This is a genomic window from Microcoleus sp. w1-18aA5 (genome assembly GCF_036701705.1).
GTDB lineage: Bacteria > Cyanobacteriota > Cyanobacteriia > Cyanobacteriales > Microcoleaceae > Microcoleus.
This window is the reverse complement of record NZ_JAUPTE010000016.1, coordinates 1-20,731: the sequence shown is the minus strand read 5'-3', so window position 1 is coordinate 20,731 and position 20,731 is coordinate 1. Positions and strand designations below refer to the sequence as shown.

21 protein-coding genes, 1 tRNA gene and 2 pseudogenes are annotated in these 20,731 nt (G+C 45.8%); 13 read left to right on the top strand and 11 right to left on the bottom strand.

Translation table 11 applies throughout. The annotated features are described in order from the left end of the window. Positions 1 to 137 precede the first annotated feature (137 nt). From Q5691_RS08430 to Q5691_RS08410, 5 genes and pseudogenes are all read right to left on the bottom strand, one after another. Positions 138 to 671: a hypothetical protein gene (locus Q5691_RS08430; protein WP_333328444.1), complete on the bottom strand. Its 534-nt coding sequence runs from the start codon at positions 669 to 671 to the stop codon at positions 138 to 140. A 345-nt stretch (positions 672 to 1,016) separates the two neighbouring features. Beyond that, a complete protein-coding gene (locus Q5691_RS08425; RefSeq protein WP_333083001.1) occupies positions 1,017 to 2,087 on the bottom strand; it encodes a glucose-1-phosphate thymidylyltransferase in 1,071 nt (356 codons plus the stop codon). Positions 2,088 to 2,371: 284 nt separating this feature from the next. Further along, positions 2,372 to 3,082 (bottom strand): M15 family metallopeptidase, encoded by a 711-nt coding sequence (locus Q5691_RS08420; RefSeq protein WP_333344451.1) that lies wholly within the window; start codon positions 3,080 to 3,082, stop codon positions 2,372 to 2,374. A 45-nt stretch (positions 3,083 to 3,127) separates the two neighbouring features. Beyond that, a pseudogene (locus Q5691_RS08415) lies at positions 3,128 to 3,352 on the bottom strand (DUF433 domain-containing protein). Between the two features lie 124 nt (positions 3,353 to 3,476). Beyond that, positions 3,477 to 4,139, bottom strand: a complete 663-nt coding sequence (locus Q5691_RS08410) for a class I SAM-dependent methyltransferase (protein WP_333344449.1) — start codon at positions 4,137 to 4,139, stop codon at positions 3,477 to 3,479. A 165-nt stretch (positions 4,140 to 4,304) separates the two neighbouring features. On the opposite strand from Q5691_RS08410, the gene Q5691_RS08405 reads away from it, so the two are divergent. Then, the gene (locus Q5691_RS08405; protein WP_333344447.1) at positions 4,305 to 4,613 is read left to right on the top strand and encodes a hypothetical protein; all 309 of its coding nucleotides are present in this window, start codon (positions 4,305 to 4,307) and stop codon (positions 4,611 to 4,613) included. A gap of 171 nt (positions 4,614 to 4,784) precedes the next feature. Here Q5691_RS08405 and Q5691_RS08400 read toward each other — a convergent pair whose 3' ends face one another. Both Q5691_RS08400 and Q5691_RS08395 read right to left on the bottom strand, forming a co-directional pair. Continuing rightward, positions 4,785 to 5,057, bottom strand: coding sequence for a hypothetical protein (locus Q5691_RS08400; protein WP_333344445.1), 273 nt, complete (start codon positions 5,055 to 5,057; stop codon positions 4,785 to 4,787). Beyond that, positions 5,054 to 5,491 carry a type II toxin-antitoxin system HicB family antitoxin gene (locus tag Q5691_RS08395; protein ID WP_333344443.1) on the bottom strand — a complete coding sequence of 146 codons (438 nt, stop codon included), beginning with the start codon at positions 5,489 to 5,491 and terminating at the stop codon, positions 5,054 to 5,056. The genes Q5691_RS08400 and Q5691_RS08395 overlap by 4 nt, the downstream gene beginning before the upstream one ends. A 257-nt stretch (positions 5,492 to 5,748) precedes the next feature. Between Q5691_RS08395 and rpmH the strand changes: the two genes are divergently transcribed. The 7 genes from rpmH (at position 5,749) to Q5691_RS08360 (ending at position 10,853) form a co-directional block, all read left to right on the top strand. Continuing rightward, complete coding sequence (rpmH, locus tag Q5691_RS08390) at positions 5,749 to 5,886, top strand: 50S ribosomal protein L34 (protein WP_006632320.1); 138 nt, start codon at positions 5,749 to 5,751, stop codon at positions 5,884 to 5,886. A 42-nt stretch (positions 5,887 to 5,928) separates the two neighbouring features. After that, positions 5,929 to 6,333 (top strand): ribonuclease P protein component, encoded by a 405-nt coding sequence (rnpA, locus tag Q5691_RS08385; protein WP_333083007.1) that lies wholly within the window; start codon positions 5,929 to 5,931, stop codon positions 6,331 to 6,333. Continuing rightward, a complete protein-coding gene (locus Q5691_RS08380; RefSeq protein WP_333161710.1) occupies positions 6,305 to 6,697 on the top strand; it encodes a PH domain-containing protein in 393 nt (130 codons plus the stop codon). Before rnpA ends, Q5691_RS08380 begins: the two co-directional genes overlap by 29 nt. 203 nt (positions 6,698 to 6,900) lie before the next feature. Beyond that, entirely contained in the window at positions 6,901 to 8,049 is a 1,149-nt protein-coding gene (yidC, locus tag Q5691_RS08375; protein ID WP_333039172.1) for a membrane protein insertase YidC, read from the top strand. An 11-nt stretch (positions 8,050 to 8,060) separates the two neighbouring features. Then, positions 8,061 to 8,534 carry a R3H domain-containing nucleic acid-binding protein gene (locus tag Q5691_RS08370; RefSeq protein ID WP_333039170.1) on the top strand — a complete coding sequence of 158 codons (474 nt, stop codon included), beginning with the start codon at positions 8,061 to 8,063 and terminating at the stop codon, positions 8,532 to 8,534. Positions 8,535 to 8,631: 97 nt separating this feature from the next. Next, the gene (locus Q5691_RS08365) at positions 8,632 to 9,144 is read left to right on the top strand and encodes a YceD family protein (protein WP_333057959.1); all 513 of its coding nucleotides are present in this window, start codon (positions 8,632 to 8,634) and stop codon (positions 9,142 to 9,144) included. Positions 9,145 to 9,344: 200 nt separating this feature from the next. Next, on the top strand, positions 9,345 to 10,853 hold the full coding sequence (locus Q5691_RS08360) for an AAA family ATPase (RefSeq protein WP_333210571.1): 1,509 nt from the start codon (positions 9,345 to 9,347) through the stop codon (positions 10,851 to 10,853). Between the two features lie 84 nt (positions 10,854 to 10,937). On the opposite strand, the gene Q5691_RS08355 is transcribed toward Q5691_RS08360, so the two are convergent. After that, a complete protein-coding gene (locus Q5691_RS08355) occupies positions 10,938 to 11,060 on the bottom strand; it encodes a hypothetical protein (RefSeq protein WP_333344441.1) in 123 nt (40 codons plus the stop codon). 10 nt (positions 11,061 to 11,070) lie between these two features. Between Q5691_RS08355 and Q5691_RS08350 the strand changes: the two genes are divergently transcribed. The 3 genes from Q5691_RS08350 to Q5691_RS08340 all read left to right on the top strand — a co-directional run bounded on the left by Q5691_RS08350 (position 11,071) and on the right by Q5691_RS08340 (position 14,264). Continuing rightward, entirely contained in the window at positions 11,071 to 11,532 is a 462-nt protein-coding gene (locus Q5691_RS08350) for an SH3 domain-containing protein (RefSeq protein ID WP_333344439.1), read from the top strand. A gap of 447 nt (positions 11,533 to 11,979) precedes the next feature. Continuing rightward, on the top strand, positions 11,980 to 12,156 hold the full coding sequence (locus tag Q5691_RS08345) for a hypothetical protein (RefSeq protein ID WP_242724391.1): 177 nt from the start codon (positions 11,980 to 11,982) through the stop codon (positions 12,154 to 12,156). A 530-nt stretch (positions 12,157 to 12,686) separates the two neighbouring features. Continuing rightward, positions 12,687 to 14,264 (top strand): peptidoglycan-binding protein, encoded by a 1,578-nt coding sequence (locus tag Q5691_RS08340; protein ID WP_333344438.1) that lies wholly within the window; start codon positions 12,687 to 12,689, stop codon positions 14,262 to 14,264. A 177-nt stretch (positions 14,265 to 14,441) separates the two neighbouring features. On the opposite strand, the gene Q5691_RS08335 is transcribed toward Q5691_RS08340, so the two are convergent. The 3 genes and pseudogenes from Q5691_RS08335 to lipA form a co-directional block, all read right to left on the bottom strand. Further along, positions 14,442 to 14,969: a transcriptional repressor gene (locus Q5691_RS08335; RefSeq protein ID WP_333229416.1), complete on the bottom strand. Its 528-nt coding sequence runs from the start codon at positions 14,967 to 14,969 to the stop codon at positions 14,442 to 14,444. A gap of 776 nt (positions 14,970 to 15,745) precedes the next feature. Continuing rightward, positions 15,746 to 17,011 carry an RNA polymerase sigma factor SigC gene (gene sigC / locus Q5691_RS08330; protein WP_333312209.1) on the bottom strand — a complete coding sequence of 422 codons (1,266 nt, stop codon included), beginning with the start codon at positions 17,009 to 17,011 and terminating at the stop codon, positions 15,746 to 15,748. A gap of 806 nt (positions 17,012 to 17,817) precedes the next feature. Continuing rightward, positions 17,818 to 18,693, bottom strand: a pseudogene (lipA, locus tag Q5691_RS08325) (lipoyl synthase); the annotation flags it as partial. 91 nt (positions 18,694 to 18,784) lie between these two features. Here lipA and Q5691_RS08320 point away from each other — a divergent pair. Next, positions 18,785 to 18,858, top strand: a tRNA-Pro gene (locus Q5691_RS08320). Between the two features lie 486 nt (positions 18,859 to 19,344). Then, entirely contained in the window at positions 19,345 to 20,466 is a 1,122-nt protein-coding gene (locus Q5691_RS08315) for an EAL domain-containing protein (protein WP_333210578.1), read from the top strand. Positions 20,467 to 20,731 lie beyond the last annotated feature (265 nt).

Genomic DNA, 20,731 nt, shown 5'->3' with positions numbered 1-20,731 from the left:
GATTGAGGGATTTTATATCTGGGCTTTGGGATTTTAGATTGAGGAATTGAATAATTTTAGATTTTTGATTAAAGCATTGCTCTCGCGAATAAATCTGGGGCCTTGTGACCAAATTATTTTGGGTCATCTTTGATGCTTTATTTTTGTCGATCGAGTAATTGAGCGGTAATCTTCTCTAAAATAGCAGTATGTTGCTGCTGCACTGCTTTAATTTGCTCTATTTCAGACTGAAAAGTTGCGATTGCTCTTTGCTGAGTCTCAAGCTGTGCTGTAACTTCGGGATATTCGCTGCTGAATTCCGATTCAATTTTTTCAAAGATAGTTTGTTGATTTTCTTGCAATTTTTGCAGTTGTGTGCTTAATGTATGCACGACCCGCGTATTAGCAAAATTGTAAATTACTTGTCGTTCGAGTACCGGTCTGAGCAATTTTCGGACTATTTTCCTAACGACGATGACTGCGGAACCGAGTCGCCTTTGGTAAGAGGTAATGGGGATATTATAAATGTCGAAACCTGCCTTTAAAAGGGCGATATCTTCATCATCTTCATTTTGGGCGATCGTACTATTTTCTGTTCCCAACAGCGACAGCTCAGCAATACCAATTCGCGGCTCCAAAGTTTGCCGCAATTTATGTATTATCTGTTGAGTTGGTATTTCTTCGTACTCCAAACTTTCCTCTCCTTGAGATAACTTACTATGACTTAATTATGGAACAGGCATCTTCGCTGTTGCAATCATTGTAACTAATTGTGAACAAGCCGCTTTGCTGTGTGAATAATTGTAATTAATTGTGGAACAGGCACCTTGCCTGTTCAAGGGCGGGCCGGATGCCCTACCCCTACTCCCCACAAGAAAATTTATCTCTTGCTAAATCAGGATTATTGCTTCCGATATTGGCAATATCTCAATTTAAGCTATAGCAATCCTAAATCATTTGTGAATTTCTTACTCCCTCCCCGAACCCGCGGGGAGGGTTGGGGTGGGGTAAAAAGTTTACGACTCCTGCAAGGATTGCTATAACTCAATTTGACTGTCATCACCAATCATAAACCGCAGAGCTTTTGGACGAGCCGGTGCATTGGTGAGTTGAGCTCGCTGCCCGATCACGCTGTCAACAATTCGCTGGTGAATGCCAACTATTTTCGCCCCTTGCAATATTACACTGTGTTCGATATCAGCATCAATCATCGTCACGCGATCGGCAATACTGCTGTAAGGCCCGATAAAGCAATTTTCAATGCGGCAATTTTCCCCAATTACCACTGGCCCGCGAACTGTAGAATTAATGATTTCCGTTCCTTCTCCTATTTGCACTCGCCCGATAATTTGACTTTTCGCATCTACTTTTAATTCAGTTGAAGCTACGATGCAGCTATCTAAAATGATTTGGTTTGCACTCAGCAAATCATCTTTTTTCCCCGTATCCAGCCACCAACCCTCTAAATTGCAGGCTTCTACGTGTTTTTCCTGATTGATGAGCTGTTGAATGGCATCGGTAATTTCGAGTTCGCCCCGGGGGGAAGGTTGAATTTGATCGATCGCCTCGTGGATAGTAGGAGCAAAAAAGTAAATTCCCACCAGTGCTAAATTTGACGGCGGAACTTTGGGTTTTTCTACTAACTGCAAAACTCTGCCTTTCTCATCAACTTTTGCCACACCGAAAGCAGAGGGATTGGAAACGGGACGCAGCATAATCAGAGCGTCTAGTTTCTGCTTGTTAAAAATCTCTAAAAACGGATCTAACTGATTCTGAATTAAGTTATCTCCCAAATACATAATAAACGGAGAATCGCCCAAAAATGGTCTGGCAACTTTTACCGCGTGAGCGAGTCCTGCCGGCTCTGCTTGCAAGATATAAGTAATTTTCGCCCCGAAGCGAGATCCATCTCCTGTTTTCGTCTTCACCTCTTCCCCGGTTTCGGGACTAATAATAATCCCAATATCAGTAATCCCAGCCGCCACAATTCCTTCAATTCCGTACCACAGTATCGGCTTATTTGCTACAGGAACCAACTGCTTAGCACCCGTATAGGTGAGGGGACGCAAGCGTGTTCCTTTACCGCCAGAGAGGATGAGTGCTTTCATTGGGTGAACTCTGAGTTATCCTTTAGGGTTTGCGGTGCTGGCAAATATTGCCTGCACTTGTTAGCTCTCGTTGATTTTAAACCACCGCTACCCCGCTGGCAATAGTTGCAGTGTATCCTGACACAAATGATTTATTTTGCTCATACTTTTATAGTGCGGGAGGCACAGAGTGTCAGAAACCAGGTTTATTGCCACACGAAGCAGTTACAAGCTGAGGTTTTTGGTCAAAAAAACCTTTTCTTAAGGTCGCGGGTGCGCCCGTTCCGATTTAATTGCGTACCCTTTTAATAGCGGCCATATCGGGCAATCAATTGACTACCACTATTGTTTTTATTTGTCAACCAAGCCCACATCTGATCGCCCTGACAAAAATGCCACCATTCGTTAGGATGTTGCTGAAAACCCGCAGCTATCATCGCATTTTTTAATATTTGCCTGCGACGGTGATATTCCTGTTTTTGAGGCTCCTTGCTATTACAAAAATAATCGGGATAAGAACGTTCTGATATTTCATCAATCGGAGAACCCATATCAATTTGCCGATTGTTTTCATCCACTAAAGTTATATCTAAAGCTGCACCTGTACTGTGAGGAGGAGGGGTTGCGCGATCGAGGCTGGGTACTGCCCAAAATTGATAGACGTGTTCTATAATCACTTGGCGTTTGTCTTCGGAAACCGGAAATTCGCAGCCTTGAGCTAGGGCAATTTGATTAAAAGTATAATCTACCATAAATTGCTGCACTTCCACCGGCCGATAAGCGTCAAATATCAGAATTTTCCAATTTTGATAATTTTGCTGTAGCTGGGTTTGAGCGGCGATTAAACTATTTACAACTCCTTGCCGCAAGTAGTAAGGGGAATCTGCTTTGCTGTTGTGATACGGTGCACCCAACTTTTGATAAGGGTGCGGCATTTCAAATGCAAAATGTTCTGCTGGAATAGGGACTAAAGGTTCGCCACATTCGTCGATCGCTATTTGCTGGTATGGTTTCATATCAAGGTTTTAACCTACTTTATGATTACTTATAAACTACAATACTCAGTATATGCTTTTCACTTGATTCCGTCGCGCTGCAAATAGCAAACCAGCTAGAATATCTTTATATTCTAAATTTTCATAGTCATCTATAATCTCTTTAGTGTTCATACCCGAACTAAGTAATTCAATAATTAATTATACTGGATATCGGAGACCGCGCGTACAGGGTTTTCCGTGACAGATATTTGGATCGAGTGTGATGCGCTGCAAAAGTTTATTTTCCATATTTTAGGAACAAATATTAAATATATCCTAACCTAAAGAGCGTAGCTTTCGATCGGTTTGTAGTAAGGACTTTAGTGTTTTCCATCTCCACCTAAAGTACTAAAGTCCTTACTGCCCCAAAATCCTAACTTTGGCGGTAAGCAACTACCGCATAAAACGGATCGCCGCTTGGTATTCGCAGCATTTGCATAAAACTCGGCAAGTTAGGCTTGCGAACAATTACTTCCGGCTTGCTAAATCCAGGTATATTCACTCCTTTGACAGAATCAAAGTAACCTTTAACTAATTCGACCCGAGCGCCCTCGGAACCTTCCCGCCAAGCCGCGATCGCCTTTTGATAAAACATCCGGTTGGAAAAGCTCATAATTGCTATGCCACCAGGCTTCAAAATTCGGTGAATCTCGGCAAAAATCGCATCTGGGTGCTGCAAATACTGTACCGAAACGCAGTTGACAACCGCGTCAAACTCTGCATCCGGCAGTGGCAATTTGGGATTTGCGTTCAAATTCTGCACGAAATAATGATTCAGTCTGCGATTTTTTGCCAACTCTTCTTCATTCATGCCGTGCCCTTCTACATGGGCAAATTGCATCTCGTCGGGCAAGTGAGAAACCCAACTGCTCATCATATCAAAAATCCGAGTATTCGGTTTCAGCCGTTCCCGATATAAATCGGTTAGTTGCTGAATAAATCCATCGTCTACGTGCGTTACAAACCGGGGATAGGAGTAGAACAAATTGTCGTCGGTGTCGTCTAACTTGGTGCGTTGGTCGGCTGGAAGCAACATAAATTCAGATCGCAACTAGATTTACTCTTTCTAGTTTAAGAACAATAAGAATTGTTAACCGATCCGGCAGAGGGCGGATTCCCGCTTTTAGCGTAGCAGTCGCCAAAAAACCGACTTACACCCTTTGGGGCTTGTGGCAAGAAGACGGTTTGCCGACTTCCGGCATTGGCGACAAAACTGCAAGAGGTAGGCGGGACGCTGACAGGCGCGATCGCATGGCAGAAAGAGGCCTATTCCGCCGGGAGAGAGACACGCGCGGCGCATTTGGCTGAGAAACTCTGGCGTCGTCTGCGATCCAAAAGCGATGGCTGCCGCTGTTGCCACCGAATTAGTCAGCTAGCATTTCGCCAACTTCATCGAGTTGGTTCGGCTCGAACAGGCGGTGGCGTCGGCCAGGGCGATCGGCGCGGCGTTGTCATTGGGTGTGATTGGTCGAATCATGGTGAACTCCATCGAACTTTTTTCCACAACTAGATCATGCTCGATCGCACATCCCAATCATTGCACTGACCAGTCTTCAAACCTCAATCCAGGGATTCTTTCAAAATCTCGACGATTCGGGGTAAGTAGAATACCGCTTTTTGCAAGTGCGATCGCGGCTATCCGTAAATCTTGCGTGCCAACGCGGATTTTTTGCCGCCAAAATTATCTATAATTTTCAGCATCTAGATCGAAGTCAAGCAACTCAAAATCGGTCAGATAGTTAAGGGTTTTTCGCAGACTTGCATAAGCTGATATTATTTCATCCCCTGATGTCGCTCGTCTGATACGGTTAAGTCGTCCATACATTTGCTCTTCAAATGTAACGATCGTAATAGCAATATCTTTTGGATTAACTTCACTGACACGCTGCACTATTTGTAGATTACCCTGCCCAAAAAGTGTGGCATGGTCTGTATCAAATATCCACAAAGTCACTTAGCAGTTTCCTCCACCTCAATTTTATTGGTGGCTTCGGCTTCATCGAGTCGATCGTAATATTCTGCCATTTGTGCATTCCTGTCGCGGCGCATTTCTGCCATATCTTCTAGCATCTCATCAAATTGCGGATCGTTTTTAAAAGCTCCTGCCCACTTCATTAAAAGATTTTCAGTTTGGGGAATGTCTACTGTCAGAGAGACTATTTTGACTTTTTTTAGACGCTCGGTCAACAATCGGTGCAAAATTTTTAAAGCTTCTTCTTTAGTAGATCCTGAGCTTCTGCACTCTGGCAACTCCCAAACTATTGCGCTGTAGAGGTCTTGATCGTGCTTTTCAATTAGAACTTGATAAGTTAATTGGGTTAAAGGATTCGGAGTAGGGGTTAATACTGTGGCATTCTTCTGTTTTTTCTGGTTGGTTATATTTGGCATTTTAACGCATTGTTTTTCAAACATCCAATTAATTCTTTTAGCAAGGCTTTCAATAGATGTCAGCGCTTCAGAACGCCACCGCACTTAAAGCCTGCGGGATTCTAGCCTTTACCAATCATTCAAGGCTGCGATCGCAACTTCACTCTTAGTCTCAATTCAAATCATAAAAACATTATTGCCAAGAAAACCTCTCTATGGTACACTAGAAGATTGTGAATATTAATCAAAAGTAAAGTAACAAGCCGGGAGAAATCAAAATGACACAGCAAACCCTGCACGGAACCAGCCGCAAAAGAAAAAGAACATCCGGTTTTCGCGCCAGAATGCGTACCGCAACTGGTCGATTGGTAATCAAAGCTCGCCGCAGCAAAGGTCGCCACCGCCTCGCAGTCTAGCACTGCATCAAGGTTGAGAGGCCTCCACGATCGCCCTACGCCATGTTGCCCGAGACAAACCGACTTAAGCACCGAAAAGACTTCAGCGCCGTCTACCGCAAGGGAATGCGCCGCAACTCGGCCCATTTCAGTTTAAGAGCTCTGCGTAAACCAAAAAGCGCCGAATTTGCGAAACCGACAGACGAAAAATCCTTGCAGCCCACTCGCACAGGCATTTCCATCAGCCTGAAAGTCAGCAAACGCGCTGTAGTCCGCAACCGGATTAAGCGTCAGATTCGGGCAGCTTTGCGACAGCTATTGCCCCGATTAAAATTCGGGTGGGATTTAGTAATTGTCGTGCGTCCGATCGCACAAGAGTGCAATTATGCAGAAATTCTGCAAGAATTAGAGCAGTTGTTGGTAGAAGCCGAGGTACTAGATGGGAATTCGAGAGGAAGTATATTATGAAGGCGGCCCCGCGCCGGGAGACTTGATCCTGAATTTACTCCTGGGGTTGACTGTGGTGGGAATCCCCCTAGCAGTAGGAGCAATTGTCCGGGCTCTGTGGCTGCGCTATCGGATCACGAGCCGCCGAGTGTCGGTAACTAGCGGTTGGATGGGGGGCGAACAGACAGACGTTATCTACTCAGATATAGTCAAAATCGTCACAGTACCTCGCGGTTTCGGGACTTACGGAGACATGGTGCTCACCATGAAAAATGGCAGCCGCTTGGAACTCAGAGCTATGCCGAAATTTCGAGCAATGTATGACTACATTAACGAAAAACTGCCCATAGCCGCTCAAAAAGCAAACGCGGCCAAAGCTAAATAACCGAAACGCTTCGCCCTCAAATCAGGGTAAAGTGAGTGCGAGTATTGGCAAACTCTTTACAACAAACCCGCAGACTGGGCGGTCGATCGACGGGCCATGTCCTAAGATAGAGACAAAACCCTAAAAATTGAGGCGGCTCGCCTTCAGCGGGTAAAAATAGTTCTCAACAGCAAACATAGAGCACCTAAATTAACTCAAAGCGAATGGATTTCGGTATCTCGTTTCTCTCCAACAACCTCATGCTCCCGATCCTAGATTTTTTCTACGGGATCGTGCCAAGCTACGGTTTAGCGATCGTAGCACTGACGCTCGTGATTCGCTTTGCTCTTTATCCTCTCAACGCAGGCTCTCTTCGCAATATGCGGCGCATGAAAGTAGCGCAGCCGTTGATGAAAGAGCGAGTAGATCAAATTCAAAAACTCTATAAAGACAATCCTGCCAAACAGCAGGAGGAAATGAGCAAAGTATACAAAGAATTTGGTAATCCTCTAGCAGGATGCTTCCCCTTGGTGCTGCAAATGCCAGTGCTGTTTGCACTGTTTGCAACGCTCAGGGGTTCGCCGTTTTCTGACATAAATTACAGCGTCAACGTTCAAGTTTTGCCTAAAGAACAAATCGAAACTGTTCAACCGCAAGCTTTTGCGACACCGCCCCAAAATATTTACGTCACAGGTACTTTTCATGCTCCTGTTGTGGGCGTAATTCCAGGCGGCGACAAACTCGCAGTCGGCGACACAACCAAGATTAATTTTCAAACCCCAGAGGGCAAACCTCTCAAAGTTTTAGCGGCAGAAAATAAGAGCGAAATCGATTTTGAACCCGGCTGGAAAGTCATCAAAGGCGAAGATCTGATAAAGGTAGATGAACAGGGCAACATCACGGCATTAGCGCCCGGTGAAGCTACAGTTCAAGGCACAATCCCCGGATTGGCTAGTAACAAAGGATTCCTGTTTATTGAAGCTCTAGGCCGCGTTGGCGCGATCGACTCAGACGGTACAATCCACTGGGATATTTTGGTAATGATCCTGGGCTTCGGCATCAGTTTGTACATCAACCAAACTCTTTCAGGACAAGCACAAGGACCAAACGACAACCCCCAACAGGCTACAGTTAACAAACTGACGCCAGTCATATTTTCAGGGATGTTTTTGTTCTTCCCGCTGCCCGCCGGGGTGTTGATGTATATGCTGATTGCTAACATCTTCCAAACAGTTCAATCGTTTATTTTGTCGCGAGAACCACTGCCCGAAAACCTCCAAAAAATAGTGGACGAAGCAGAGGCGAAAACCCAAAAAGAACAAGGATTAGATGCACTTCCCTTTGAGCCCAAGCGTTCTAAGAAAAAGGCTTGATTTTAACAACAATGAAAGACTCTCAAATGCAGCGCGGACAGGCATGGTTAGAAGAATTGCTACAACTGTCCGCAATTCCTTCAAAAGTGGTATGCGAACAACAAAAAGATTGCTATTGGATGACAATAGATGAAAGCAATTTGACTCCAGAACAAGTTGCAATCTTAGTCGGGCCAAACGGTAATGTAATAGATGCCATTCAGTACCTCTGTAACACGGTTCAGAATATAGGTCAGGAAGTAGAGGAGTCAATTCCTTATACAGTTGAACTAAATGGCTATCGCATCCGCCGCCAAGAGGAATTGCGATCGATGGCAGAGTACGCAGCAGATCAAGCCCGATCGACGGGAGTTGAAGTTGAAATAAAATCGCTGTCTTCGGCAGAACGCCGTCAAGTCCACAGCTTTTTGAGCGAATGTGAGGACATAGAAACTTACAGTCAAGGACAAGAACCCGATCGGCGTTTGGTAGTGCGCCTGCGCTGACGCTAAAGAGGGAAGAAGGAAGAAGGAAGAAGGAAGAAGTTAAAAATTAACTATTCCTTTTGACCTTTGAATTCAAGAAGTAGGAAGGCAAAAGATTATGGAGACAATTTATATCCCTCATCTACTCACAAAAAGTGAGCGGAAAGAGGTCATTGATTTTGAAGAATTTATCCCCGATTTAGAAACTCTTACTCCGGTGCGAGGACGACTGCAAGTGACTCACCAAGGGAATTATCTTGAGGTGAAGGCGAAAGCAGAAACAATAGTTACTCTCACCTGCCACAGATGCTTGAAACAATACAATCATCGTTTGGCACTCAACTCATCGGAACTAATCTGGCTCGAAGAAACAGCAAATCAAACAGATTCCAGTTCAGCAGAAATAGAAGTTGCTTTAGAAGATTTGGTGGAAAATTTGTCCCCAGGTGGCTATTTCTCTCCGGGCGATTGGGTGTACGAGCAAATGTGTTTGGAACTGCCGCACAAACAGATATGCGATATTGAATGTCCGGGAATTTCTTTAACTGATGATGCAAATACAGAAAGCACCGAAACAGTCTCAGACAGTCGCTGGGCGTCTCTGGAAGCACTTAAACGGCAATTGCCTTAGTCAATAGTCAACAGTCATTAGTCATTAGTCATTAGTCATTAGTCATTAGTCAGTAGTCAGCAGTCAGTAGCTAAGAACTAATAACTGTTGAATAAGGACTGCAAAAAAAAATCACATCGACTAACATCTAATAACCAATAACTAAGGACTAAGGACTAATGACTAATAACCAATGACTAATAACCACTGACAACTGACTAATGACTATTTTTAGCGACGAGTTTGAACTGCTGCTGCGATCGCGCTACCCCCTAATTTACATTCCCACACGGGAAGAAGAGCGCGTAGAATCGGCGATCGCCCAATGCGCCAAAAAACAGGGTTCTCGCGCTGTCTACATCTGGGATTTTGTTGATGGCTACCAAGGCAATCCCAACGATGCCGGTTTTGGCAAGCGCAACCCGCTACAAGCTTTGGAATTTCTCGAAAAATTGCCAGCCACCGCGCCGGCAATTTTTATTCTGCGCGACTTTCAGCGGTTTTTGGAAGATGTCTCGATTTCCCGCAAGCTGCGGAATTTGGCGAGACTCCTCAAATCTGTACCCAAAAATATTGTCATTGTATCTCCTCTAATTTCGATCCCGGAAGACCTCAGCGAAGTGATGACTGTTTTGGAGTTCCCCCTGCCTGCGGCGGGGGAAATTAAAATTGAGGTAGAAAGGCTGTTAGGGGCAACCGGACAAGCCATTGAAGGGCGTTTGCTGGACGAAACAGTGCGCTCCTGTCAAGGACTGTCGCTCGAACGAATCCGTCGAGTTTTGGCCAAGGCGATCGCAACCAGAGGCGAACTCCACCCCGACGACGCGGAACTGATTTTAGAAGAAAAGCGCCAAACAATTCGCCAAACTCAAATTCTGGATTTTTACCCAGCCCGCGAAAATATATCGGATATCGGTGGTTTGGACAATCTCAAAGAATGGCTGCTGCGACGCGGCGGTGCTTTTTCCGATCGAGCCCGCCAATACGGTTTGCCGCATCCCAGAGGTTTGTTGTTAGTCGGAATTCAAGGAACCGGAAAATCCTTAACAGCAAAGGCGATCGCCCACCACTGGCATTTGCCTTTACTACGCTTGGATGTCGGGCGTTTGTTTGCCGGATTAGTAGGAGAATCGGAATCCCGCACCAGGCAAATGATTCAGCTAGCCGAAGCTTTGGCCCCCTGCGTGCTGTGGATTGACGAGATTGACAAAGCTTTTGCGGGATTAGACGGTAAAGGGGATTCCGGCACAACTAGCCGGGTGTTCGGGACATTTATTACTTGGTTAGCAGAAAAAACTTCGCCGGTGTTTGTGGTAGCAACAGCCAATAACATCCAGTCTTTGCCGCCAGAAATGCTGAGAAAAGGCAGGTTTGACGAAATATTTTTTGTGGGTTTGCCCAGCCAGGAGGAACGGCGGGCGATTTTTGAGGTACATTTGTTGCGGTTGCGATCGCACAGCATCAAAAATTACGATTTAGAACGCTTGGCTTACGAAACTCCCGATTTTTCAGGGGCCGAAATCGAGCAAACTTTGATTGAAGCAATGCACATTGGGTTTAGCCAAAATCGAGACTTTACGACAGATGATATTTTAGAATCAGCTAGTCAGATGGTGCCCTTAGCCAGAACGGCTCAAGAACAAATCCAGTTTCTCCAAGATTGGGCCGCTGCTGGAAAAGCTCGCCTTGCTTCTAGATACGGCAGTTTGAGCCGCCGGATTCAAGGTTAAGCTTTTGAAGTCAGTAGTCAGTAGTTAGTAGCCAGTTGTCAGTTGGCAGTTACCAGATTTTACTCAACATTCAGCAGTCAACACTCAACAGTCAACCTTCTTCCCTCTTTCCTCTTCCTTCTTCCCTCTTCCTTCTTCCCTCTTCCCTCTTCCCTCTTCCCTCTTCCCTCTTCCTTCTTCCCTCTTCCTTCTTCCTTCTTCCTTCATTTGCGGTTTTATGAACAGTGTATATAGCGTTTTCAAATTTTTAGTAGGTTTTCTGCTAGCGATCGTCCTGATGGCAGGTGCTAGCGTGGCTGCTGCACTTTACTTTGCCGCTAAGCTAACTACTTTGCCCGAAAAACCAATTTTTTCCAACGACAAAACACCAGCTCAGGTTGCGGGCGCTGCGCCGAAGTCAACAGCCCAGGCTAGCCCTGTTTCTACATCTAGCGATGCCCCGTCTCCCAAACCCCTGGAACCGGGAGCTTACCGCGCGATGGTGACTCAGCCGATCGGCTTAATTCTCCGGGATACTGGTAGCCGAGACTCGAACCGCATTGGCGGTGTTGGTTACAAGGAAAGAGTCGTAGTTTTGGAAGAGTCGCCCGACAAAGAGTGGCAGCGAATTCGGATTGAGGATGGCAATCGCGAAGGTTGGGTCAAAGGTGGCAATACTGAAAAAGTTGAGGACGAATAAAAATTAGACAAAAAATATACTCTTGTGATTGTGAGGGCAGCGAAGCAATCGCAGTGTGCGGATTCTTCACCAAGGTCGGGTTTTTTTCTGTCTTTTGCTTCAAATGGCAAGGCACATATTTTTTACAAAAAGTCAAGTTAAATTTATTTACGATATTGGGGATTGCTGTTTAAGGCGCACAGATTGTGGGTGCGATCGCCACTGCAAAATCCTGAATTTGACATAAAAGCCCATCAGACAAAAGGTTTCCAAAGCTAAAACTCAACAGAAAAACTCGAAAATACATAATCCCAACTTATGTTATTCAGGAGAGTATGTTAAGAAAATTAGCAAAATTTTAAGGTTAGTTGCAAAACCCAGGCGGTTGTCACCGCCACAGGGGCAAGAGTGGTAGCTTGGATTACAAGATGTAAGTTTTCAGCTTAACAGCTACCAACAATAAAAAATATGTACGACAAACGTCCCGATCGAGATTTGGCGACTGCTGCTGTTACTGCGGCTTTGGGAGCTGGGGTCGTTACCTCTTTTGCGGTGAGCAGAGGCCAAAACCCGCTAGTAGCCATCGCAATTACTATTTTTGCAGCGGGAGTAGCTGTAATTTGCGATCGGTTCGGCTTAATTTAAGCGATCGTCGATTTTTTAATACAAAGTCAACTTATCAAAAAATCCCCGCCCTATTTGCAATTAGCAAAAGTGGGGATTTTTAGTAGCTAGTTTTTTGGTTAATCAGCGGTACTTTCCCAGATGCACTCGCCACATAAAAAAGCCGCGTTTCTTAACAAAAAACCTGCGATTTCAGGCTCTTTACCCGACAACAAATTAAGGTGATGACAACCTGCGCCCAAGTCTTGTGGTAATTTCTGCTGCAGCCAGATAAAATATTAGCCAGCACTACCCCAGAACTTATTCTTTTTTGGCCTTAAAGGCTAAGACTATGCCTGCAAACTTTTTTGCTGAGTCTCGCGCCTCTAGAAGCAGCGATGCTATCTTAGTTGTTACCTGTAATTATTTTTGACGGTAAATTTTTTAGAAAAACGGGTGCTTCGCGCTTTCCAGGTAGAACTTAGCGTTGATAGAATCCAAGCCAAGCGTGCCAAAAATCATTTTTGGCAGTTTGCTCACACAACCCACCCACAATTTCACACTAAAAAATTATGGAATCTCTTGCTTACCTCGAACTTGCTCTTGTTTGCGAAGCACCCACAGAGTCGAAAATTTTTGATCAGCCCAAGTGGCAAAACCTATCGAGTCAGACTTACGTCCGTTTGTTGTCTCTGGCTTTGATGCTCTCGGTTTTGAGTGCAGCCGGTGCGGCTTTTGCTCAAATAGATCCGGGATATCCCAATGTGCGAGCGATTCAAGACAGGTTGCGGGAACTCGGTTATTTTCCCAGATCATCGACAGGTCAACTCGGCCCGGTTACAAAACAAGCGCTGACTAACTTTCAGCGAGACTATCAACTGTCGCTGACTGGCAGGCCCGATCGAGCTACTGTGATAGCACTCAACAGTTTTGCCGGGGATGACGATCGGCCTTTTAATACTATTTATACAAATTATCGGGAGCTGCGTTTTGGAGACGCGGGTGCAGGTGTTTCTGCTCTCCAACGCAGGTTGAAGCAGCTAGGCTACTTCAACGCGCATCCCACAGGGAGTTTTCGGGAAGTGACTCTTCATGCGGTGAGATACTTCCAGCGAATTAATCGACTGCGGGTGACTGGAGTTGCTGACAGGCAAACTTTAGCTTTGCTGTTTGGTTCCACCAGACCGATTCCCCCCGTTACGCTTCCAGAGAATATTTCGGGAAATGGCGGTTGCAAGGGGCTGCGGTTCGGAGACCGAGGAGCGACGGTAGACTTGATCCAGCGACAATTAAAAGCTTTGGGCTATTTTGAAGGTGGCGTTGACGGTAAGTTTCGGGAACGCACTCTCTACGCTGTGACTCGTTTTCAGCAAGATTACAATCTGGTTTCTGACGGCTGCGCTGACACTGCTACTTTGACTGCTATCGATTCCCAGATGAGGCAAGCTGAAATTACCTCATGGACTGAGGAAGATGACCAACAGAGTAATGCCGGAGATTTTCTGGAGTTGGGCGACAGAGGCCGAGAAGTAGAATTTGTGCAGCGGCGGCTGCAAGAATTGGGTTATTACAGGAGCCAGATTCACGGTTGGTTCGATCGACCAACTCAAGCAGCTTTGATCCGCTTTCAGAGAGATAGCGGGCTGTTCGGGACTGGAAGGGTCGATCGCAGCACTCGATCGGCTTTGCAGCAAGGCAACAGGCAGGCAGCAGCGCCTGTACCGCAAATCGCTGCTGGTCTGCGACGGGGCGATACTGGGCCTGCTGTCCGACAGCTTCAGTCTGCACTCAGAAGTCTGGGCAAAAACCCCGGCCCGGTGAACGGAGTATTTGGAGGCGAAACCGAGTTTGCGGTGCTTTCGTTTCAGCAGGAACGCAATTTGTCACCGGCGACGGGTATTGCCACTCCGGCGACTTTGGCTGCGCTCCAAAACGCATTAGCTGGCCGGGTAGCTGTTCGTGCTGTTCCAATTAGCAGCAGTTTCAACTCTCGATCGAGCATTCAGCAATTACAAAGGCGGCTGCAAGACCTCGGCTTTTACACAGGCTCGATCAGCGGAGTTTTGGATACTGGGACGAGAGACGCCCTCGATCGAGCTCAGCGCAGTTACGGGGTCAGCAGCGACGATTTGTTGAGCCAAACTTTTTAGCCCCAGGCTTGCGGACGCTACATCAAAGAAATCGGGTTTCTCGTTTCCGACTCCTTCCTGAAATGATGTATTTTTCTGAAGAAACCCGGTTTCCGCGTAACTGTGATCGCACTTGGGCTACCAATTTTTGTTAAAAGTTGTAACAAGCCGTACTTAAAATGCGAAAATAGTGTACTTTCACTCGATTGAATCCGGGGCGCTGTTGCCGTTCTGGGCGATCGACCTCGGACAAGACCAATTGCTAGAAACCAAAGACGGCCATCCCATCCGCAAAGCTTCGTGGCACACCGTATGAATGGTTAGCTGGCAGTCTAGCAGGTGCAACCCAGACTTTTCAGCTTGCTTCATGCCAATTTTCAAAATCGAATCGTTGTTAAATTCGATCGTTCTGTTGCACTGAACGCAGACTAGGTGGTGGTGGTGATGCGGGTAAGGCTGGTTTATTTCATAGTGTTTGTGACCTTCTGCTAGTTCGAGTTCGCGGAGGAGGCTCATCCTTGCCATTAACTTTAAAGTTCGGTAAATGGTGGACAAGCTAATGTTTTCGCCGCGATTTTTTAACAAAGTGTACAAATCCTCCGCACTCAGGTGATTGCCTTTGGGGAGGTTCTGGAACACGTGCAAGATGGTTTCCCGTTGGGGAGTCATCCGCCAGCCTTTGTCATTGAGTTCGGATTTGAATGAGGACGCGGTATAAAGTGCCATAGTGACCCTCTCAAGAAAGTCTGCCTATTGACAATATTACACAACGATCGAGATATTTTGCAAATATCGCAGCTTATTGAAAAAAGATTGAGGAAAAAATTTGGTTTTTGATATTTTTTGACTTTTAACAAGCTTTATGACTGAAAGCATCCAGGATACAAGCCCCCGGATTCATTCCGAAAGCAGACTCAGGACCCAGAAATAAAAAACCTGTATCCGATGAAACTTGCCCCCTGAATTTATGCGTTGGGTCAATGCTTCAATTCTAAAATCTAAAATCGATTGACTGAAAGCATCCAGGATACAAGCCCCCGGATTCATTCCGAAAGCAGACTCAGGACCCAGAAATAAAAAACCTGTATCCGATGAAACTTGCCCCCTGAATTTATGCGTTGGGTCAATGCTTCAATTCTAAAATCTAAAATCTAAAATCTAAAATCTAAAATCGATTGACTGAAAGCATCCAGGATACAAGCCCCCGGATCGATTCTAACGCGCAGACTCAGAACCCAGAAATAAAAAACCTGTATCCGATGAAACTTGCCCCCCGAATTTATGCGTGGGGTCAATGCTTCAATTCTAAAATCTAAAATCTAAAATCTAAAATCTAAAATCTAAAATCTAAAATCTAAAATCTAAAATCGATTGACTTGCTGCAGAGGACAGAGAAGTTGTTTAGAAGTAAATATGGTTACTTCTGCCGAATGCCTCATGCCTTCTGCACAAGTGCCAAATGCCTTGCTCCCTGATTAATCGCGCTGACTGACCTGCCCAATTTAAGTTAGAGACTCCAGATAGTCGCGGACGCGGTTGCGACGCTTAGGTTGGCGGAGTTTTTGCAAAGCTTTGGCTTCAATTTGGCGGACGCGCTCGCGGGACAAGTCGAGGGCACGACCGATTTCTGCCAGCGAATAGGGGTGTCCGTCACCCAAACCAAAGCGCATCAGAATTACATCTCGCTCGCGGCTGGTCAAATCTGCCAGCAGTTGCTGCAAGTCGCGGTGCAGAGCTTCTCGCATCAGCATTTCTTCTGGGGAGATGCTGTCGGTTTCGAGCAAGTCGCCCAACTCTGTATCTTTTTCGTTGCCCACTTTAGTTTCCAAAGAAACAGAACGGGGGACTCGCAGCAAAACTTCTCGGACTTGGGGCGCCGTCATGTCCAACTCGACAGCGATGTCTTCGATCGTAGCTGTCCGACCTTTTTCTTGAGAAATTTTGCGCTGGGCTTTTTTGATTTTGTTAAGTTTTTCGGTGATGTGGACGGGGAGGCGAATTGTGCGGCTTTGAGTGGCGATAGCCCGCGTAATTCCCTGCCGAATCCACCAGTAGGCATAGGTGCTAAACCGATAGCCCCGCGTCGGGTCAAACTTTTCTACAGCTCGCTCCAATCCGAGAGTACCTTCTTGTATTAAGTCGAGCAATTCTAAACCGCGATTTTGATATTTTTTCGCCACCGAAACCACCAGGCGCAGGTTCGCCTTAATCATGTGGTCTTTAGCTTCGACGCCTTCAGCTTGAATTCTTTCGATCGCCTCTACCGTCATTTCTGCTAACTCGGCCCACTGGCGCTTGCCTTCTGCCATAATTCGCTTTAGTTCTGGCACGTCACCGACGCCGGCAGTTAAGGCCCAGCGTTCCAAGGAAGGTTTGTGTCCCAACTGTGCGGACAAGCGATCGCGCACTTCTATTAAATGCACGAAGCGCCCAATTAGCCCTTCTTCCTGCGAGGCGACGGTGTTGCGTAATTCCAGCAATTTGATATAGCGCTGAACTTTTTGAGCTTCCGAGACTTCTTCGTCTCTACCCAAGAGACGAACCCGACCTATTTCTTGGAGGTACAGGCGCACTAAATCTGTAGTGCGACGGTTGGCATTTTTTTGCAATTTGGCTGCTGGGTCTGCATCTTCTGTCTCTGCTGGGTCTTGGTCGAGCAGTTCGTCTCCAGCTTCTTCAGCATCTTCATCCAACACATCACCTTGCAAGGGATTGACTCGCAGTTGTTCGTCGAATTCAGCTTCAGCGTAAAAAGAGGTGGCTGGCATAGTGATTTTCTCAGTGGCTCCGGTGAAAAGATGCTACGCTTAGCGGTTATTTATAATTAAGATGCCCATTTGGTTAAGACGAAGCATCACCGCTTTGTGTTTCTTTAGTAACTTCTCTGACTTTTCTGCTGTTGTTCGATCGAACTTTTGCTGTCCCACTTGTTTTACCAAGATTCTGGAAAACGCTAAGAACTTTCTGATGTAACAGGTTGAAGGCCCGAAAAGTGTGTTGTACTTCTTTGTTTATGTAGCTAGTATAGATAGTGACTAGCTAGAAACAAGTGACGTTAGTCAGAAGTTAAGTTAATCTTCATCACCGATAACCTGGTTCCCGATCACTTCGGAAAATTAGCCATTTTTTTAATAAAACTTTATATAACTCGGCGCTGTTGATTAAATACGCGACAGTGAGCGCAGAAGTTTAATCCATTATAGAATATGGGTTTCAGAGTTGCTAGAGGCTTCTGTACCGAGTTATTGGCTGACGCAAAAACCGGGTTTCTTCCTCAAATTTCTTGATTAAAACCTAGAAGTTTGATGAAGAAACCCGGTTTCTGGATCTCTTTTGCGTAAGTCGCGACTTGGAGACGACGATCGACCGATAATTGTTTTGGTGTTGGCTGCTGCTTCCCGCTTAACATCACGCCCAGAACACCAGCATCTACAACCGGGTTTTTTGCCTAGGACCTACATATCAAGCGCAAGTTTTTCCTGGCTGTTACCCGGTTGATCTGGTTTTAGTGAGAATGGTGCGATCCTCTTCGAGGGCTTCGCTAACGGGCGCGAGTCAACTCAAATTAAAATTGCTAGCGTGGGTAAAGTTTCATCAGTTCCCTTACCTGTTCGGCGTGATAGGAACTGCGAGTTAAGGGAGAAGCAACAACTTGCAAGAATCCCAAAGCTTCGCCAAACTTTCTCCAAGCATCAAACTGTTCTGGAGGCACAAAGTTTTCTACGTTCAAGTGCTTTTGAGTCGGTTGCAGGTACTGTCCAACTGTTAAAATATCGCAGCCGACAGCCCGTAAGTCCTGCATCGCCTCCCGAATTTCGGCGTCTGTTTCTCCGAGTCCCACCATGATGCCGGATTTGGTGTAAACCCCAGGTGCGAGTTCGCGGCTTCGCTGCAATAGTTCCAAGGTGCGATCGTACTTTCCTTGTGGCCGCACCTTGCGGTAAAGTCGCTTTACGGTTTCGGTATTGTGGTTGAGTACCTCTGGTCGGGCTCCGAGAATGATTTCTAAAGCTTGCCAGTTGCCACACAAGTCGGGAATCAAAACTTCTATAGTTGTATTGGGCATCGCCGAGCGCACCGCTTGAATGCACTCGACAAACTGAGACGCGCCCCCATCCGGCAAATCGTCCCGGTTGACAGAGGTAATCACGACGTGATTAAGTTTGAGCCGCTGCACTGCTTGGGCCAATCTTTGGGGTTCTGTGGGATCTAAAGGTTGGGGCTTTTTCTCAAAATCGATGTCGCAGTAAGGACAGGCGCGGGTACAAGCCGGGCCCATAATCAAAAATGTCGCAGTACCTGCGTTGAAGCATTCGCCGATGTTCGGACACGACGCCTCCTCGCAAACCGTATTCAGGGATAAATCCCGCAAAATTTCTTTGACGTTGCCGACGCGCTCCCACTGAGGGGCTTTAACTCGCAACCACTGGGGCTTAACTGTCACGTCTGTCTCCGCCTGAGTAGTGTTTTACAAATAATTATATACGAGGTTGCTAAATTTTTACTTGAATGTGATAAGCTTAAAATCTAGTGACTAATTTCGGGATGTAGCGCAGCTTGGTAGCGCACCTCGTTCGGGACGAGGGGGTCGCAGGTTCAAATCCTGTCATCCCGATTATAAAATTAAAGTGGATATGCCCCAGCAAGTGAGTTTGTTTTGGGCGATCGTCCGGGTGTGTAGATTTCTGGTACGCATAAATTAGTCGATCGGGCGATTCTCTACGGGATAGCTGCGCTTCACGGGCGTTTGAATTCCCCTTTGCTAAACAATTAGCTGTAGCGACTGTTTTGGCAGAGCGAACTATAGAATAAAACGTAAACAATCAGATCGGCAGTAGAGAGTAGAGAACAAGTCTACAAGTCTTCGCCTTCTCAGTCTGTGATGATTGGGGACTGTGTTTAATCACACCTACTTGCTCGATGCTGAGAACTTTGACCAAGGTTTGAAACCGGAGACAAGTATAAATACTGCAATAATTCTTAAATACAAGTTCATTAAGATTTACATCTTGAGATAGATGAATTAATAGCTGAATGAGCTTATAATATAACAGAGTAGTTAGCCTGCCTAAAATTAACCTAAAAACCGGAGGATATTCCAATGCAAATAAGTGGCAAAGCCTTCGGCTCCTGCTCTCGCTGCGAAACAGTACCCGCAAAAATAGAGGGCAGCGGAGGTCTATACCTGTGGTTTCCAGTATCGCACACGCTCAAAAAGGTTATTTCTGCATTAACCAAGACTGAACTTGAATTCCGGCTGTTAGAAGAAAGCAAGTGTTTGTACGTTATGCTTGAGGGAATTGCCAAAGAAAAGTTTAGCGCCCTAGCATCATCTGTACTGACAACTCAAGAGTTGAAAGAAACAAAAGTTTTGTGGATGCGCGAAGTTCAAAAGCCACAACTTAGCGATTTTTATCGCAGCACTTCCTTATGCTCTTTTATTAACTTCAGCCAGTCGGACTGGCTGTTAGATTTGTTGTGGGAAGAACGCATTACTACACATTTTCAGCCCATTGTTTATACCTCAGATACTTCTAAAATTTTTGCCCATGAAGCCCTACTCCGAGGAATTGACGAGCAAGGAAACTTAATTTATCCGGGTCGGATTTTTGCCCAAGCAGAATCAGCCGGTCTGATTTTTCAACTAGATGTTTTAGCTCGGACTCGCGCTATCCGCGAAGCCCATGTTTACGATATCAAAGAACTACTTTTTATTAATTTTTCTCCGACTTCAGTTTACGATCCCGCTACGTGCCTGCGAAGAACTGTACAGGCTATTGATGAAGCGGGAATTCCTCACAGCAATATTGTTTTTGAAGTAGCGGAATCTCAGCACCCTCCTGATATCGATCACTTGATTAATATTCTGAGATTTTACCGAGAGGCAGGATTTTTAATCGCCCTGGACGATTTTGGCAGCGGTTCTTCTAATTTAAATTTGATGCACCAACTGCGTCCAGATTTTATTAAGTTGGATATGCAATTAATTCGCAACGTCCATCAAGATTATTATAAGGCACTCATTACCGAAAAGATGTTAGAAATTGCCGCTCAATTAGAAATTAAAACTGTTGCTGAAGGTGTAGAAACTTTGGAGGAGTTTGAGTGGGTGCGAGAACGGGGAGCAACTTTGGTTCAAGGTTATTTGATTGCTAAGCCGACTTCTCCCCCGATCGCAGTTACGAGCTATATTGGTGCTGAACCAGTACCTATTTCTGCTTAGATGGTTTCCAGTTGAGATTGGGCGCTACATTTTGCTCGTAGCCCGGCAGAGCCTGGGGACAGATATCGGGAGGCTTTGCCTCCATTAAAATGAGACAAGAGTTTGAAGGCAGAGCCTCCGGGTTTTCATTACCAGGCAAACCTGGCAACGAAAATACCTAGTACAGCTCGGCGTAAGTAGACAGACTGTATTTGTGGTAGAATAACATAGTTAGTTTAGACCAGTTTCGGTAGGTGATAAAGGAGTCATATATGGCATTATTAAT